This is a genomic window from Caulobacter sp. GW821-FHT10A06 (genome assembly GCF_059415805.1).
The window spans coordinates 88087-104194 of the sequence record NZ_JBWKNY010000003.1; the positions used below are offsets into that span (position 1 = coordinate 88087).

The following is a 16108-nucleotide window of genomic DNA, read 5'->3' on the forward strand; positions in this document are numbered from 1 at the left end:
GTACGCTTCTGAAACGCCCTCGTTCCACCCGGATCGGGGGCGTTTTCGTATCTCTCTCGTGCCTGTTTCGTCTCTGGCGCGAAAAAATTACACTTGTGACCCAATCTCCGCCTCAATCGGTAGCCATAAGGGTTGCGAGGGATCGTCTGTCGGTTTTAATGCCGACCTCTCGTCTTGTTGGGGATAACCAGCCTATGCGCCTTGCGCTCGTCAGCCTGATCGCCCTCGGCGCGGTCTCGACCGCCGCCGTTGCCCAGGAAACTGCTCCGGCTCCTGCCGCCGCTCCCGCCGCTGCTCCGGCTCCGGCCCAAACCGCTCCGGCAGCGCCGGCTGATCAAGCTGCTCCGCCCGTCGCCGCGCCGGCCGCTGGCGCCGCTCCGGCCGAGACCTACACCGCTCCGGTCCGTGGTCCGCGCACCACTGATCCGCTGTCGGTCCGCCTGATGGACGTGCTGGACAAGGTCTGCAAGCCGTCGGTCGCCGGCGGCGACTTCGCCCAGCTGGTCAAGGACTACGGCTTCAAGAAGAAGAAGGAACAGTGGGTCCTCGCTCTCGAGAAGCCCTACAACATCACCCTGGATAACCCGGGCTCGAACAAGAACGTCTGCACGGTCACCATCGACTACGCGCAGACCCCCGAGCAGGCCCAGGAACTGGCCAACGCCCTGCACGACTACGCCACCTGGGAAAACAGCCCGCAGCTGCGCCTGATCCGTAACGACCAGACCGTCGGCAGCGACTTCCGCCGCTTCACCGTGTCGTGGGACGACGCGTGGGCCGGCGGTCACGCCGGCCTGGTGTTCATGCGTCTGAAGAAGTTGGACGAGACCTCGGTCGGCAAGAACTTCGAGCGCGCCCAGGTCCTGTACAGCACGACCAGCCGCTAAGGCTCGCCTTGCCCCTCGTGGGCATGGGCTCTATTTAAGCGAGGCGCGGGGGACGACCCCCGCGCCTTTTGCTTTTTGCGAATGCTGATTGTCCGGGGACGACCCCACCTTTTTAGGAAAAGGGGCTCGTCATGGCCTGGATCATTCTCTTCATCGCTGGACTGTTCGAAATCGGTTGGGCCGTCGGCCTGAAATACACCGAGGGCTTCACCAAGCTCGTCCCCACGGTGCTCACGGGCATTAGCCTGGTGCTGTCCATGGGCCTGCTGGGCTGGGCCGTGAAGACCCTGCCGCTGGGCACGGCCTATGCCGTCTGGACGGGCGTGGGCGCGGTTGGCACGGCCATCGTCGGCATCGTGCTGTTCAAGGAGCCGGCGACCGCCGCGCGGCTGGTCTGCCTGGGCCTGATCGTGGCCGGCATCCTGGGACTGAAGTTCTTTAGCCCCGCAGCTTAAGCCGCGGCGCGGTCTTCGGCGCTGATGAAGTCGAGGCAGCGCTGGGCGACGTTCTCCCAGCCAGGTTCCCCGGGCAGCCAGTGGCTCATCTCGGGGAACACCTCGACGCCGCCGCCCAGGCGTGCGGCCGTCTGGCGGACCGTGGCCGGCGGGTGGATCACATCCTGGCCGCCGGCGATGGCCAGCACCGGGCAGCCGGGGGCGGAGACTGACGTCGTCATGAACGGGTCCAGCCACCAGTTCAGCGTCTCCCACAGCGCCCGGCCGCTCTCGGCCGTCATGCGGGCGAAGATCGCCTTGCGCTCGGGGCGGGCCAGCTTGTCGACGCTGTAGCGGCGCACGACGCCGTAGTCGGGCGCGATAGCCTGCAGCCAGTAGGGACCGAAGGTGTAGAGGCTGACGGCCGACACTGCCTCCTCCAGGCTGGCGCCGGAAACGCCCCAGGGCGCCGAGGGGGCCAGCAGGATCAGCTTGGAAATCTTGGCGCGCGAGGCGGCCATCTGGGCGACCAGGCCGCCCATCGAGTGGCCGATCAGGATCGGCGGCGTCTCGCAGGTCTGGGCCAGTTGAGCGATCTGGCGGGCGTAGTCGGTCATCGACACGCCGGCGGCGCTGCTGTGGCCGTCATGACCGATCAGGTCGGGCGTCAGTACGCGATGACCCGCCGCCTCGAACGGCTGGCGGAAAGCGTCGAAGGTCCAGCCGCCGCAAAAAGCGCCGTGGACCATGATCACGGGTGCGCGCATGGACGCCCTAGATAAACCCCGCCGACGAAGCAGCCGGCGGGGTTCAGCCTACACTTACTTCGCGGCCTTGGGCGAGGTTTTGGCGGGCGCCTTTGTCGCAGGCTTTTTGGCGGCCGCAGGGGCCTTGGCGGCGGCCGGCTTGGCGGCGGCCTTCGGAGCAGCAGCAGCCTTCGGAGCGGCGGCAGCCTTGGGAGCCGCGGCGGCCTTGGCCGGAGCCTCCGCAGCGGGCTTAGCAGCCGGAGCGGCCTTGGCGGGAGCCGCGGCTTTCTGAGCAGCCTTCGCGGCGGGCTTGGCGGCGGCCTTCGGAGCCGGAGCGGCCTCGGCCTTGGCTTTCGCCGGAGCCTTGGCGGCGGGCGCCTTGGCCGGAGCGGCGGCGGCCTTCTTCGGCGCCGGCGCGGCCTTCTCGGCGGCGGGCTTGGCAGCGGCTTTCGGCGCGGCCTTGGCGGCCGGAGCCTTCGCAGCAGGAGCCTTGGCCGGCGCGGCGGCCTTGGGCTTGGCTTCAGCCTTCGGCTTCGGCGCGGCCTTAGCAGCCGGCGCCGGCGTGGGGGCCGGAGTCGGAGCCGGGGCCGCCGCGACCGGGGCCGGTTCGGCCGCCTTTACGGGTTCCGGGGCGGGAGCGGGCGCGGGAGCCGGGGCCGGTTCCGGCTTCGGTGCGGGAGCGGGCGTCGGAGCCGCCGCAGCGGGAGCCGCTGGCGTCTGCTTCTTGCCGCTCAGCCAGGCGATCAGGTCGGAGAGGATGCTCATCGTGTTCGGCTCATCTATGAGGTAATGGGCGTTGTGGGGGTATTCTCGGTATTCGGCGCCGGCGTACTTCTTGCCGACGAGGCGGACGTCCTCGACGGGTGTCGTACGATCCAGCGTGCCCGCCATCACCAGCACCGGCACGGTGACCTTGCTGGCGTCGACATGGGCGGTCTTGTGGGGGTCCTTGTGCGGCCAGGCCAGGTCGGCCAGCACCTGTCCGCTGTCATAGACCATCTTGGCGTAGAGGCCGTCGTGGCGCTCGGCCGGCACGGCGTTCATGACGCCGAACTTGAAGCCCGTCTTCCACATCTTGCCCGCCTTGGTCTCGGGCTTGGATTGCAGGGCCATGTTCAAAAAGGTGAAGACCGGCGTCAGCTTCGGCTTGCCGCGCGCGTCGGCCGGCGAGCCGGGCGCGAACAGGGCGATGGCGGCGGCGTGGCCGGCCTCGGCGATCTTCTGGGCGATCAGGCCGCCCATCGAGTGGCCGATCACGATCGGTTTCTGCCCGCCATTCTCCTTGGCCAGGGTCTGGGCCAGGGCGCTCATCTCGGCGACGTAGTCGGCCAGGGTCAGGCCGGCCAGGCCCGCGCGGGGACCTTCGACCGTACGCACGGCCGAGCGGATCGTCGGAGCCACGACGCGATAGCCCTCGGCGCGCAGACGTGCGGCGACAGGGTCCCAAACGTCCCCCGCGCACCCGTAGCCGTGAATTAGCAGAACCGTATCCGCCATACCGTTCTCCCCCGCGCCACAGCGCCAGATCAGACGCCGCGCGCGTACCCCGCGAAGGCGGCGACCACTGCTTCGTAGACGCCACGCTTGAAGGGTACGATCAGTTCGGGCGTTTCGTCGAGCCTGCCCCATTTCCAGGCGTCGAACTCGATGTGTTCGTCAGCCTCGAGATCGATCTCGGACTCCTCGCCGATGAAGCGATAGGCGAACCAGACCTGCTTCTGACCAAGCCAGCCGCGCGAGTGTTTCTTGTCGGCCAGGATCTCGGGCGGGAAGTCGTAGGCGATCCAGCCTTCGGTGCGGCCCAAGAGCTCGACGGAGCTGACGCCGGTCTCCTCGGCCAGCTCGCGACGCGCGGCGGCTTCCAGGTCTTCGCCGTCATCGACCCCGCCCTGCGGGAACTGCCAATTGTACGGCGGCGCCTGTCGATAGCGCCGGCCCAGCCACACACGGCCATCCTTGTGGAACAGGACGACGCCGACATTGGGACGATGCTTGGGATACTCACGCTCGGTCATGTCGAGCGTTGTTCCACGACTTGTCGTGGTGCGCCAGTTTTACCGGTGAGCGAGGGCCGAAGCCGGCGCCAGTTGCAGGCCGCGCGCCTGCAGGCCGGCGGCCCAGATGCGCACTTGGGTGATGGTCACCGGATAGGCGAAGCCCGAGCCCAGCGATTGGCCGCGACCGGCCGCGCCGTTCTCCAGCGCCTTCAGCTGGCTGTCGATGGCGCCAGCCGACAGCTCGTCGTCGATCACTCGGTCGGCCGAGGCGCGCGGGATCGGGCCGGCGCGGCGCGCGGCCAGGCCGTCGTCGACAAAGGCCAGGCCGCGGGCCTTCAGCACGGCGTTGAAGGTGCTCATCGCCTGGTCGTTGTCGACGAAGCGCGCGCCCAGATAGTTCGACAGGCCGAAATAGCCGGTGGCGCGCGACATCAGCCATTCCAGCTTGCGCACGGTGTCTTCGGGCCGATTGGCGGCAATCAGGGTGTAGGGGCCCGGATCGTTGGCCGGATAGTCGGCCGGCTCCATCGGCGTCTCGAGCAGCACCTCGTGGCCGTGGGCGCGGGCCAGGTCGATCCAGCCTTGCAGGCCCTCGGCATAGGGCGCGAACGACAAGGTGATCTCGCCCGGCAGGGTCTCGATCGCCGCGCGGGTAGTCTGGGCGTTGAGGCCGAGGCCGCCGATGACCACCGACACCTTGGGGCGGCCATTGGGCTGGAACGGACGGGCATAGGCTTCGGCGGCGGTGCGGCCATCGGCGCCGATGATCGGCAGCGGGCCGCCGCCGGGACCGGGCGCGGTCAGGCCGGCGATCGGGGCCTGGGCCAGGCCCGGACCCTGCTGCACCGGCGGCAGATTGGCTAGGCCCTCGGCGGGCGGGGCTTCGGGCTCGGCGGCCGGCGGGGCGAACGGATTGCGCGACAGGCCCAATTGACCGGGGACAAGCTCGGCCTCGTGGGCGGGATCGCCGCCCAGCGCCTCGCGCCAGCCTTCGGGAATGTTCTTGGTCGCGCCGATCTTGGTCAGCGGCAGGCGAATCACCGGCGAGCCGGCGTGCGGGTCGCTGGTGATCAGCACCAGGGTCGCCAGCGAGGCCAGGAACAGCACGGCCGCGCCGCTGGCGGCGATGTAGGGATTGCTGACGGCCGCCATCAGCTTGGCGCGCAGGTCGCCGGTCCCGCCCGAAGCGGGCGCGGCGGCGGCATAGGCGGGCTTGCGCGAGAAGGTGACGGCCATGACCCGCTCAGGCTAGTCGGGAAGCTTCGAAGATATGGTTAACGAGATGCTGCCAAAGCGCGCTGGCGGCGCGGCGCGACGTCGCGCCCAAGGGAACGATCAGCCTATGGCTTGAACAAGGCGGCGGACCGCTTCATCGATCCGCGCGGCCTCGATCTGGCCAAAGCCGAGGACCAGCCCCGGCGGCGCCGCGCGCTCGGCGGCGTAGGTGTCCAGCGGATCGACGGCGACGCCCAGGGCCGCCGCGCGGGCGACGACGGCGCGGGCGTCGGCGGACGGGGCGAGCAGGGCGGTGACGTGCAGGCCGGCCGGGGCGGGGATCGGCTCCAGCCTGCCGCTAGCGTGGGCGGCCAGGGCCTCCAGCAGGGCCGTGCGCCGCTCGGTATAAACCCGCCGCATCCGGCGTACGTGGCGGGCCAGGTGGCCCTCGGCGATGAAGGCGGCCAGGGTGGCGTGCTCGATGGCCGGGCCATGCCAGTCGCTGCGTTCGCGGGCGGCCAGCAGGGCGGCGCGGGCGCGCGCGGGTGCGACCACGAAGCCGATGCGCAGGGCTGGCAGCAGGCTCTGGGAGAAGGTGCCGACATAGACCACCCGCCCGTCGGGGTCCTGCGCCCTCAGGGGCGGGTGGGGCGGGCTCTCGAAGCGGAACTCGCCGCCATAGTCGTCCTCGACCACCAGGGCGTCGTTGCAGACCGCCCAGGCCGCTAGGACGGCGCGGCGGGCAGGCGAGAGCGGCGGTCCCAGCGGGTACTGCTGCGAGGGCGTCAGGCAGACCAGCGCCGCCCCTTCCGGCAGGGCCTCGACGACCAGACCCTCGCGGTCGACCGGCGCGGCGGTGACCATCGCCCCGGCGGCGGCGAAGGCTTCGCGGGCGGCGGGGTAGCCGGGGTCTTCGACCACGACGGTGCGGCCCGGACCAGTCAGGGTGCGGGCCACCAGCTCGAAGGCCTGCTGGGCGCCGACCGTGACGATGACGTCCTCCGCCGCGCAGGCCAGGCCGCGCGCGAACGACAGGTGGCCGGCGATCGCCTCGCGCAGGGCCGGATGGCCGGCGGGCTCGCGATAGACCCCGCCGGCGCGACCGAACTGGCGCAGGGCGCGGCCTGTGAGGCGGCCCCAGATGTCGAACGGAAAGGCGCTGGCGTCGGGGCGTCCGGGACGCAGGTTGAAGGCCGCCTCGGGGCGCGTGGCGGGTCCCAGCGGCGACTTTGACGCCCCGCCGGCCACGAAGGTCCCCGCGCCGGGCCTTGAGACGATGTGGCCCTCGCTGAGCAGCAGGTCGTAGACGGCCATGGCGGTGTTGCGCGACAGGCCAAGCTGCTCGGCCAAGGCTCGGCTGGCGGGCAGCTGCAGGCCGGGCGCCAGGCGGCCGTCCAGGATCGCCGCCTTCAGCTGCTCGTGCAGCCGGCGGCGCACGTCGCGCGACCCGGCGGGCGGCAGCTGCAGCGGCAGTTCCAGGACGACGCTCATCGCAGCCTTTGTGCGCGTGGGCGCGCACGAGCTCAAGCACCCGCCGCGCGGCGCCCCAAGGTTCGCGGGGATTGGCTCTCGTTCCCGCCCGGCGGCGGCTCCAGAACTTCCGCCAGAGAGGAAGGACGCCATGAAGCGATCGATCGCATGGGGTTTGCTGGCGGCCTTGCTGCTGGCCGCGCCGGCCTGGGCCGACCAGGACAACGTCAAGGCCAAGCCCGCCCAGGATATGTCTGGCCTGACCGCCTTCGACCTGCGGGTCGGCAAGTGGAAGGCCACGCATCGCCGCCTGAAGGAGCGCCTGGTTGGCGACACCCGCTGGGAGACCTTCACCGGCGAGCAGGTCTGGTGGAAGACCATGAACGGCCAGGGCAACGCCGACGACAACCTGCTGCGCCTGCCCGATGGCGACTACTGGGGCCTGACGACGCGCGCCTACGACCCCGCGACCGGCGAGTGGGCCATCTGGTGGCTGGACGCCCGCCGGCCGGGGGTCATGGACACGCCGGTGAAGGGCCGGTTCGTCAATGGTGTCGGGACGTTCTACGCCGACGACACTCTGCGGGGAAAACCGATCAAGGTGCGCTTCACCTGGTCGAACATCACCGCGACCGGCGCTCACTGGGAGCAGGCCTTCTCGCCCGACGGCGGCAAGACCTGGGAGGTCAACTGGTACACCGACTTCGAGAAGATCGGCTGATGGACCTGTGCCGCCGCGACCTGATGGGGCTGGCCCTCGCCACGCCGGCCCTGATCGCCTCCCGCGTGGCCTTCGCCGGCGAGGGTAAGGGTTCGATCCGCGACTTCGACTTCTTCATCGGATCCTGGACCGTGCGCCACCGCCGCCTGCGCAAGCGGCTGGCGGGCAACACCGAGTGGGAGGAGTTCGACGGGACCACCGTGTGCCAGGCCCTGCTGGGCGGGGTGGTGAACCTCAACGAAAGCAAGGCCCTGCGGGCGACCGGTCCCACGGCGGGCATGGGCCTGCGGGCCTACGACGCCAAGACCGACACCTGGGCCGACTGGTACCTCAGCGCCGCCAATCCGCACGAGATCGGCCCGCCGGGCATCGGGCGCTTTTCGAACGGCGTCGGGACCTTCCTGTCGGACGAGACCTTCGAAGGCCGGCCGATCAAGGTGCGCGGCCAGTTCCGTTCGCTGTCGCCGACCGAGGCCCAATGGGACCAGGCCTTCTCGCCCGACGGTGGCGCGAGCTGGGAGACCAACTGGATCATGCGATATTCGAAGGTCTCTGCATGATCGTGCGGCGCGCCCTGGCGGCGGACCTGCCGGTGCTGGCTCCTTTGTTCGACAGCTATCGCCAGTTCTACGGCCAGCCAGCCGACCTTGAGCGGGCGCGAGCCTTCTTGGCCGAGCGGATCGGGCGGGACGAATCCGTAATGTTCCTGGCCTTCCACGGTGGTGAAGCGATCGGGTTCGTGCAGCTCTATCCCGGCTTCTCGTCGGTGCGGGCGGCGCGGACCTTCGTGCTCAACGATCTCTATGTCGTGGCCGATCGCCGACGCGGCGGGGTGGGCCGGACGCTGGTCGAGGCGGCGACGGCGCATGCCCGCGAGGCCGGCGCCGTCGGCCTCTCCTTGGTCACCGGCGTCGACAACCGCCGGGCCCAGGCGCTGTACGAAGGCCTGGGCTGGGCGCGGGAGACGGCCTTCGTCGAGTACGGCCTGTCCCTAGGGCGCGGGGACCTCGAAGATGTCCATCCGGCCGGGACCGATGGTCGGGCAGTAGGCTGAGTAGAACAACACATCCGGCCGGCGCGGATCGACCGCCGGGCCGTTGTTGATCTCCGCCGAGCAGTTGACCGGCGTAGGCAGCGGCTGGCGGTCGGTGAAGGCCTTGCTGGCGATGTAGAGCTTCACGCCACTCTCGGTCTTCAGATCTCCGGAGGCGAAGACCAAGCGGCCGTCGGCCAGCACCGTGGCGTCGAAGTCGTCCAGCGGGCCATTGACGCCGGGACCCAGGTTGCGGACCGGAGCCGCGCCCGCGATGTCGCCTTCGAACAGATCCTGGCCGCCTGCGCCGCCATGGCCGCTGGACGAGAAGATCAGCTTGCCGTCCTTCGTGGGGTTCGGCGCCCACTCGTCGCCGGCTGTGTTGAAGCGTGGGCCGAGATTGCGCGGCGTGCCGAAGGCCAGGGTCTTGGGATCCCGCTCCACCGCCCACAGGTCGTCGCCGCCCAGGCCGCCGGGTCGGTTGGAGAAGAAATAGACCGTGCGGCCGTCCGGCGAGAAAGCCGGGTCGAACTCGTTGGCTGGCGTCTCGAACGACACTGGTGCTGGCTGGCTCCAGCCGTCGCCCTCGCGGCAGGTCTGGAGGATCTTCCAGTCGTCCTTGGTGGTGATCGATCCCCACAGCACGCAGCGGCCGTCGGGGCTGAAGGCTGGGCGGACCTCGGTCGCGGGCGTGTCGACTACACCCGGCATGAACGGCTTCGGGGCTGCGGCCAGGGCGAAGGCGGCGAGAAGGCTCAGCATGGGCCGACCTTACTGCCGCCCCGGCCGCCGACCAGGGGACGATTGCGGAAACGAAAAACGCCGCCCCGGTCTCCCGAGGCGGCGCTGATCTTATCGAGGGCGAAGAGCCCTACTTGTTCTCGGTGACCGGCTTGCCGGCCGCGGCGGCGGCCTTGGCGGTGACCTCGGCGACCTTGGCCGCCGGCTTGGGCAGCTTGGGCGTGTTGGCGACGCCGCCCGACTGCAGCACGGCGATGGCGCGTTGCAGCTGGAAGTCGCCCTTCTTGTCGTCGAAGGCGGTCGGCGGGGCTTCGGCCGGCGCGTGCGGGGCGATGCGGGTCTTGCCCTCGTCGGCGTTCAGCGCGTTCTTGAAGCTGGCCTCGCTGAACCACACGCGGTTGGCGATGTCCTGGGCCTGGTCGCGGGTCTGGGCGACCTCGAGGTCCGGGGCGATGCCGGTCTTCTGGATCGAGCGGCCCGACGGCGTGAAGTACTTGGCCGTGGTCAGCTTCAGCGCGCCGTCGGCGCCGCCGCGCAGCGGGATCACGGTCTGCACCGAACCCTTGCCGAAGCTGGTGAGGCCGACCAGCTCGGCGCGGTGACGATCTTGGAGCGCGCCGGCGACGATTTCAGCGGCCGAGGCCGAGCCCTGGTTGATCAGCACCACCATTGGCAGGCCGTTCAGCATGTCGCCCGCGCGGGCGTTGTAGCGTTGGATGTTGCGCGGGTCGCGGCCACGCTGGCTGACCACCTCGCCGCCGTCCAGGAACACGTCGGCCACGCCGACGGCCTGGTCCAGGAGACCGCCCGGATTGTTCCGCAGGTCGAGGATCAGGCCCTTCATCTTGGGGTTCTTGGCCTTCAGGTCGCTGATCGACGACACCAGGGCGTCGGTGGCCTTCTCGTTGAAGCCGGGCAGGCGCACATAGCCGTAGTCGCCTTCCATACGGGCGATGGCGGCCTTGGGCTTGATCACTTCGCGGATCAGCTTGACGTCGAACGGATCGGTCTTGTCGCGGGCGATGGTCAGGGTGACGCCTTCGCCGGCCGTGCCGCGCATCTGCTTGACGGCCTCGGTGACCGTCAGGCCCAGAACGCTCTGGCCGTTGACCGCGGTGATGTAGTCGCCGGCCTGGATGCCCGCGCGCGAGGCCGGGGTGCCATCCATCGGCGAGATGACCTTCACGACGCCGTCTTCGCTGGTGACCTCGATACCGAGGCCGCCATACTCACCGCGCGTGGTGTCCTGCATGTCTTCGTAGCTGTCGGGCGACAGGTAACCCGAGTGCGGGTCCAGGCTGGTCAGCATGCCGTCCAGGGCCGCTTCGATCAGCTTCTTGTCGTCGACCTCGGTGACATACTGGTCCTCGACCGTGCCCAGCACGTCGCCGAACAGCTCGAGCATCTTGTAGGTCTTGGTCTTGGGGGCGTTGTTCGCCTGAGCGATCGGGCTGACATAGGCCATGGCCCCCGCACCGAGGACGAAGGCCGAAACTCCGATGAGCAGATACTTGCGCATTAAGGCCCAGAAGGCTCCCTGGCGACGCGCGGCGTCGCAAACCGTGTTTAGCCCCGTCCAACCACTGACAGAGGCCGTAGGTAGAATTACGGCCACCATTACTGAAAAAGTCGTCTATCGCGACTCTTGTTTGAGCCAGCGCTCCGGGTCCGCCGGCTCGCCGTTCTCGCGGACCTCCAGATAGAGCTCCGGATCGGAAGATACATGATCCGGCATCTTCCCGATGGGGGCGCCCGCCGCGACAGATTGTCCTTGTACCGCCGTTATCTGGTCCAGACCGGCCAGAACGAGGTGATAGGCGCCTTGCGATCGCAGGATCAGCACCGCGCCCCAGCCATTCAGCGCGCCGGCATATTCGACGGTTCCGGCGGCGGGAGCGGTGACGGTCAGGCCCTTGTCGACACGCAAGGTGAGGCCGGGCGACTTGCCGCCGGCCGGCATCTCGGCGCCGAAGCGGCGGACGATGGCTCCGGCGGCGGGACTACGCAGGTGCAGCGGCCCGGTCGCCTCGACCCGGCCCAGGCCGTCGGTCAGCACGCCCAGGGTGCGCAGCTCGTTTTCCTCGGTCAGGGCTTCCTGGGCGTAGGCGCGCTCCAGCTGGGTCTTCTCGATGATCAGGCGCTCGATCTCGCCCTTGCGGTCGGCGACCACGCTCTCGGCGGTGAACAGCTCGGCCGAGGCGGCGGCGGCCTCGCGGCGCAGGGTCCCCACAGCGGTGGCCTGGCGGGCATAGGCGTCGGCGCGGCGTTGCAGGTCGGGCGTCATGGCCCGGATCAGGATGGCGGCCCGCACCGCGTCGCGAGCGTTGTTGGGCGCCACCAGCAAGGCCGGCGGCGGATCGCGGCGGAACAGCTGCAGGGCCGAGAGCAGCAGCGACAGTCGCTGCCGATTGACGCCCAGGTCGGCCAGGATCGAGCGCTCGCGGGCGTTCAGGGCTTCCAGCCGCGCGCGCTTGGCGTCGACATCGGCGCCGGCGGTGATGCGGGCGTGGTCCAGGCGGTCCAGCTCGGTCCGCAGGTCCTGAATCTCGCGGCGGGTGTCGGCGGCCTGCTGGCGGTCCTTGGCGCGCTGGGTCTCGACGGCGCGATCGGCGCGCTGCCAGCCGACCACGACCGTGGGAACGGCGAGGGTGACGGCGATCAGACCGATGGCGATGGGGCGGCGAAGCATCGAGGCTCTTAGTGCCTCAATCGCGGTGATAGGGCGAGCCCGAGAGGATGGTGGCGGCGCGATAGATCTGCTCGGCCAGCATCGCCCGGGCCATGGCGTGCGGCCAGGTCTGGATGCCGAAGGCCATGGTCTCGTTGGCCGAGGACAGGATCGAGGCGTCCAGGCCGTCAGCCCCGCCGATCAGGAACACCACGCGGCGGTTACCGTCGTCGCGCAGGCGGGCCAGGTGGTCGGAGAAGGCGCGGCTCTTCCAAGCCTTGCCATGCTCGTCGCAGGCCACGACATAGGCGCCCTCCAGGTGCGGGCGCAGCACCTCGGCCTCGGCGGCCTTGCCGGGCTTCTTGGCCTCGACCTCGACGATCTCGACCGGACCCAGCGCCAGGGCGCGGCCGGATGCGGTGGCGCGGGACGCATAGTCCACGGCCAGCTGCGCCTCGACCATGCGGCCAAGTTTTCCGACGGTGAGGATGGTGATCTTCATGGGAAAACAGCTCTAGGCCGTCACTCCGCAAAGAGCGACGGCCGAGCGTGGAGAGATCAGTTCGCCGCGGTGCGGTGCGGGGCGTCGACGGCCCAGATCTTCTCGATGTTGTAGAAGCTGCGCACTTCGGGACGGAACAGGTGGATGACGACGTCGCCGGCGTCGATCAGCACCCAGTCGCAGTGCGGCAGGCCTTCGACCCGCGCCTTGCCGTAGCCGTTTTCCTTCAGGGCGCGCAGCAGGTGGTCGGCCAGAGCGCCGACGTGACGGTGCGAACGGCCCGACGCCACGATCAGGCTGTCGGCGACCGAGCTCTTGTCGGCCAGATCGATGTGGACGATGTCCTGCGCCTTGTCGTCGTCGAGGCGGGTCAGGATCAGGCGCTCCAGCGCCTTCAGGTCCAGGGGCAGACTCAGGCCCGGGGATTCGTTCGAGGACTCGGCGCCGGCCGGGCCTTCGTGCGCATTAAGCGCGGGGTCGCTACGCAGCGTATTGCTCCTTATGGGGTCGCTGTGGATATCCCCCATAGCACGGAATTGGGCGAAAAGTGAGAGTTCGCGTGCGGACGGTCGATTCAGCCGTCGGCTAGAGGCGTTAGAGCAACGCTGAAAAGCTTGGCCTTCAGCCCCGCTTCACGCCTTTTTGCCGCGCCCGCATCGCCGTGGACGAGGCGAAGTTCAGCGGGCCGGTCAGGTAGACCCAGGCCGGCGACTTGGCGTCCGGCAGCTTGGCCGCGGCGCTGGCGGGCCAGCGGGCGAAGGCGAAACGGCGGGCGGCGGGCGCGGTGCGGGCCTTCAGCGCGATCCAGGGACGCGAGATCACCGCCACAGGCACTTCGCGCATGATCTGGGTCCAGCCCCTCCACCGATGGAAGGTGGCCAGGCTGTCGGCGCCCATGACCCAGACGAACTTCACGCCGGGATAACGCGCCCTCAAAACACGTAGCGTGTCGATCGTGTACTGCGAGCCCAACCGCGTCTCGGCGTCGGAGACGATCATGCCCGAGCCGCGCGCCCAGCGGCGGGCATTGGCCATGCGTTCGGCCACGGGGCGGGTCTCGTGCGACGATTTCAGCGGGTTCTGCGGCGAGACCAACCAGATGACGCGGTCCAGCTCCAGGCGGCGCATGGCCGTCTCGGCCACGTGGGCGTGGCCCTCGTGCGCCGGGTTGAAGCTGCCGCCGAACAGGCCGACGCGCATCCCGGGCTCCAGGTGGAACCCGAGACGTTGCGCGCTCGGCCGACCGGCCTCAGGGACGAGTCTGGCCGGTCCCGCGAACCACATATTTGAACGTCGTCAGTTGCTCGGCCCCGACCGGGCCGCGGGCATGAAGCTTGTCGGTGGCGATGCCGATCTCGGCCCCGAAGCCGAACTCGCCGCCATCGGCGAACTGGGTCGAGGCGTTGACCAGCACGATGGCGCTGTCGACCTCATTGACGAAGGCGTCGGCGGCGCCGGCGTCCTCGGTGATGATCGCGTCGGTGTGACCCGAGCCATAGGACCGGATGTGCTGGGCCGCGCCCGCCACGCCGTCGACCACGGCCACGGCCAGGATCGGGGCCAGGTACTCGGTGACCCAGTCCTCGGTCGTCGCCTTCTTCATGGTCGGCTCGATGGCGCGGGCGGCGGCGTCGCCGCGCAGCTCGCAACCGGCCTTGATCAGGGCGTCGGCGATGGGCGGCAGAAGGGTCTCGGCGGCGGCCTTGTCGACCAGCAGGGTCTCGGCCGCGCCGCAGACCGACACCCGGCGCAGCTTGGCGTTGACGACGATGTCGACGGCCTTCTTCAGGTCGGCGCCGGCATGGACGAAGACGTGGTTCAGGCCTTCCAGATGGCCCAGCACCGGAGCGCGGGCCTCGGCCTGGACGCGGGCGACCAGGCTCTTGCCGCCGCGCGGGATGATCAGGTCGATGGCCTTGTCCAGGCCCGACAGGATGGCGCCGACGGCGGCGCGGTCCGGGGTCTTGACGATCTGGACGGCGGCGGCGGGAAGGCCCGCCTTCGCCAGGCCGCGCTCGATCGCAGCGTGGATGGCGAGGTTGGAGTGGATGCACTCCGACCCTCCGCGCAGGATCACCGCATTGCCCGAGCGCACGCACAGCGCGGCCGCGTCGGCGGTCACGTTGGGGCGGCTCTCATAGATCATGGCGATGACGCCGATCGGGGTGCGGACGCGGGCGATGTCCAGGCCGTTGGGCCGGGTCCAGCGCGAAGTGGCGACGCCAATGGGATCGGGGATCGCGGCGACCGCTTCCACACCGGCGGCCACGCCTTCCAGGCGCTTGTCGTCCAGCGCCAAGCGTTCCTGCATCGGGGCGGTCAGGCCGTTGGCGCCGGCGCGGGCCAGGTCCTTGGCGTTGGCGGCCAGGATGGCGGCGGCGTCCTCGCGGATCGCGGCGGCCATGGCCTGGATGGCGGCGGTGCGCTGCTCTGGCGTGGCGAGGCGGAGCGCGCGCGCGCCCTCACGAGCCGTCCGGCCCATCCCCGCCATCGTCGCCTGGAGGCTCGCGCCCGCGTCGTCCATCGTCCCGGTCCCTGGTAAGTTATGCTCAGGTTGAGGCTTACCTAGGCCCTTTCAGGGCAGGATGGAACGGGGTTCGTCTGAAAACGGATGGAGTTTGTCTGGGCGGTCAAGGCTTGCAGGTGAAGCGCGCATTGTATTCCGCGAGCGAGCCCATGCCCACTTCGGCCCTGAGCTGGTCGACCCTGGCGGGCTCTTCGAGCGGTTGGGTGAAGCGTTGGCCGTCCCGACAGCCACCTTGGGTGCCGTAGCGCTGGTGGCGGCCGGCGTTTGTCGCCACTCGGTCGTAAAGATAGGCGTAGCTCTTTGGATCGGTCTCACCTTTTGCCCGCAACTTGTCGAGCAAGGCCAGGACCTCAGTCTGGAAGGTGACATCATCGTCGGCATGCTGGACCAGCAGCCAGGCATCTCTCTCGGCCTCGCGCCCGTAGCGGGAGATCGCGAACCAGCCACGGTTGCGCACCTCTTGCTTAATCCAGGCCACGTTGTCCGCATCAGCCCGGCAAATGCGGGTCCAAAGCGGCCAACTCGTCAGGTCACGTGCCGAGGGCGAGAGCGCACCCAGCAGAGCATCGTTCTCGAAGGCCCTGCGCAGGGTCTGGTCCATCGCAACGCGCAGAGCAAGCTCACGCCCGCGCGTCGTCTTCTCTGTCTTGGCGCGGTGAAGAAACGGGCGGATCGCGGCATCAAGGCTTGGGTCACCGCTCGACCCGCCAGCCATCAGTGATGACAGGGCCCGGTCCCACCGGCGGACAGCGGCCGCAGCGGCGTCACGATCTTCGTGCCACTGGCGAGATGATGCGGCGTGCTGAGCGCCGTTCAGCCCGGCCAGGACCTCGGCCTCGGCATCCGTGCGGCAACGGGCCGGCAACTTGCCGTCCTTCAATCCCATGGCCGTGTTGGCCTTCTCACGGTAGGGGCTTATGGCGTCGGGGCCCTGGTCACTCCGCAGCCGCCAATAGTCGAAGGTGCGGGCCGCGTCGGGATCCTTCAGCAGCCGCTGCAGGGGAAAGTCGGCGGGGGCTGTGCCGGTCGTCATCGCAAGCGCGGCGATCAGCGCGGTTTTCATCATCCCACTTGTCCGACCCGATTTCCGTCAATCTAGGATTGATTAGCGCAGATGATGCGCGATGCAAGTTGCGACTGCTCTGGCTGCTTTCCCGACAGCGTCAC

At 69.4% G+C, this 16108-nt stretch carries 18 protein-coding genes; 5 read left to right on the forward strand and 13 right to left on the reverse strand.

Annotation, left to right across the window (positions count from 1 at the left end):
• Positions 1–158: 158 nt before the first annotated feature.
• Together AC07NF_RS08115 and sugE are read left to right on the forward strand one after the other, a co-directional pair.
• A complete protein-coding gene (locus AC07NF_RS08115; RefSeq protein ID WP_494633546.1) occupies positions 159–887 on the forward strand; it encodes a hypothetical protein in 729 nt (242 codons plus the stop codon).
• A gap of 131 nt (positions 888–1018) precedes the next feature.
• Entirely contained in the window at positions 1019–1342 is a 324-nt protein-coding gene (gene sugE, locus AC07NF_RS08120) for a quaternary ammonium compound efflux SMR transporter SugE (protein WP_494633547.1), read from the forward strand.
• Here the strand turns inward: sugE and AC07NF_RS08125 are convergent.
• The 5 genes from AC07NF_RS08125 to pdxR all read right to left on the reverse strand — a co-directional run bounded on the left by AC07NF_RS08125 (position 1339) and on the right by pdxR (position 6770).
• Positions 1339–2088: an alpha/beta hydrolase gene (locus tag AC07NF_RS08125; RefSeq protein ID WP_494633549.1), complete on the reverse strand. Its 750-nt coding sequence runs from the start codon at positions 2086–2088 to the stop codon at positions 1339–1341. The genes sugE and AC07NF_RS08125 overlap by 4 nt on opposite strands.
• A gap of 54 nt (positions 2089–2142) precedes the next feature.
• Positions 2143–3564 carry an alpha/beta hydrolase gene (locus AC07NF_RS08130; RefSeq protein WP_494633551.1) on the reverse strand — a complete coding sequence of 474 codons (1422 nt, stop codon included), beginning with the start codon at positions 3562–3564 and terminating at the stop codon, positions 2143–2145.
• A 29-nt stretch (positions 3565–3593) separates the two neighbouring features.
• Positions 3594–4082, reverse strand: coding sequence for an RNA pyrophosphohydrolase (locus AC07NF_RS08135; protein ID WP_492813717.1), 489 nt, complete (start codon positions 4080–4082; stop codon positions 3594–3596).
• 39 nt (positions 4083–4121) lie between these two features.
• Positions 4122–5300 (reverse strand): divergent polysaccharide deacetylase family protein, encoded by a 1179-nt coding sequence (locus AC07NF_RS08140; RefSeq protein ID WP_494633553.1) that lies wholly within the window; start codon positions 5298–5300, stop codon positions 4122–4124.
• A 99-nt stretch (positions 5301–5399) separates the two neighbouring features.
• Positions 5400–6770: a MocR-like pyridoxine biosynthesis transcription factor PdxR gene (gene pdxR, locus AC07NF_RS08145; RefSeq protein WP_494633555.1), complete on the reverse strand. Its 1371-nt coding sequence runs from the start codon at positions 6768–6770 to the stop codon at positions 5400–5402.
• A 130-nt stretch (positions 6771–6900) separates the two neighbouring features.
• Here pdxR and AC07NF_RS08150 point away from each other — a divergent pair, with 130 nt between their 5' ends.
• The 3 genes from AC07NF_RS08150 to AC07NF_RS08160 are packed head-to-tail and all read left to right on the forward strand — an operon-like array spanning position 6901 to position 8524.
• Positions 6901–7470: a DUF1579 domain-containing protein gene (locus AC07NF_RS08150; protein ID WP_494633557.1), complete on the forward strand. Its 570-nt coding sequence runs from the start codon at positions 6901–6903 to the stop codon at positions 7468–7470.
• Positions 7470–8030, forward strand: a complete 561-nt coding sequence (locus AC07NF_RS08155; RefSeq protein WP_494633558.1) for a DUF1579 domain-containing protein — start codon at positions 7470–7472, stop codon at positions 8028–8030. The genes AC07NF_RS08150 and AC07NF_RS08155 overlap by 1 nt, the downstream gene beginning before the upstream one ends.
• On the forward strand, positions 8027–8524 hold the full coding sequence (locus AC07NF_RS08160) for a GNAT family N-acetyltransferase (protein ID WP_494633561.1): 498 nt from the start codon (positions 8027–8029) through the stop codon (positions 8522–8524). The genes AC07NF_RS08155 and AC07NF_RS08160 overlap by 4 nt, the downstream gene beginning before the upstream one ends.
• On the opposite strand, the gene AC07NF_RS08165 is transcribed toward AC07NF_RS08160, so the two are convergent.
• The 8 genes from AC07NF_RS08165 to AC07NF_RS08200 all read right to left on the reverse strand — a co-directional run bounded on the left by AC07NF_RS08165 (position 8462) and on the right by AC07NF_RS08200 (position 16007).
• Positions 8462–9265 (reverse strand): TolB family protein, encoded by an 804-nt coding sequence (locus AC07NF_RS08165; protein WP_494633564.1) that lies wholly within the window; start codon positions 9263–9265, stop codon positions 8462–8464. The two genes, AC07NF_RS08160 and AC07NF_RS08165, sit on opposite strands and share 63 nt — an antisense overlap.
• A 109-nt stretch (positions 9266–9374) precedes the next feature.
• Positions 9375–10763 (reverse strand): S41 family peptidase, encoded by a 1389-nt coding sequence (locus AC07NF_RS08170; RefSeq protein WP_492813727.1) that lies wholly within the window; start codon positions 10761–10763, stop codon positions 9375–9377.
• Positions 10764–10877: 114 nt separating this feature from the next.
• Positions 10878–11933 (reverse strand): murein hydrolase activator EnvC family protein, encoded by a 1056-nt coding sequence (locus AC07NF_RS08175; RefSeq protein ID WP_494633566.1) that lies wholly within the window; start codon positions 11931–11933, stop codon positions 10878–10880.
• 16 nt (positions 11934–11949) lie between these two features.
• Complete coding sequence (rlmH, locus tag AC07NF_RS08180; RefSeq protein WP_494633568.1) at positions 11950–12414, reverse strand: 23S rRNA (pseudouridine(1915)-N(3))-methyltransferase RlmH; 465 nt, start codon at positions 12412–12414, stop codon at positions 11950–11952.
• 56 nt (positions 12415–12470) lie between these two features.
• A complete protein-coding gene (gene rsfS / locus AC07NF_RS08185) occupies positions 12471–12902 on the reverse strand; it encodes a ribosome silencing factor (RefSeq protein WP_492815236.1) in 432 nt (143 codons plus the stop codon).
• Between the two features lie 133 nt (positions 12903–13035).
• Positions 13036–13698 carry a nicotinate-nucleotide adenylyltransferase gene (locus tag AC07NF_RS08190; RefSeq protein WP_494633570.1) on the reverse strand — a complete coding sequence of 221 codons (663 nt, stop codon included), beginning with the start codon at positions 13696–13698 and terminating at the stop codon, positions 13036–13038.
• Positions 13664–14938, reverse strand: a complete 1275-nt coding sequence (locus tag AC07NF_RS08195) for a glutamate-5-semialdehyde dehydrogenase (RefSeq protein WP_494633572.1) — start codon at positions 14936–14938, stop codon at positions 13664–13666. The genes AC07NF_RS08190 and AC07NF_RS08195 overlap by 35 nt, the downstream gene beginning before the upstream one ends.
• A 106-nt stretch (positions 14939–15044) precedes the next feature.
• On the reverse strand, positions 15045–16007 hold the full coding sequence (locus AC07NF_RS08200) for a DUF6624 domain-containing protein (protein ID WP_494633574.1): 963 nt from the start codon (positions 16005–16007) through the stop codon (positions 15045–15047).
• Positions 16008–16108: the final 101 nt, after the last annotated feature.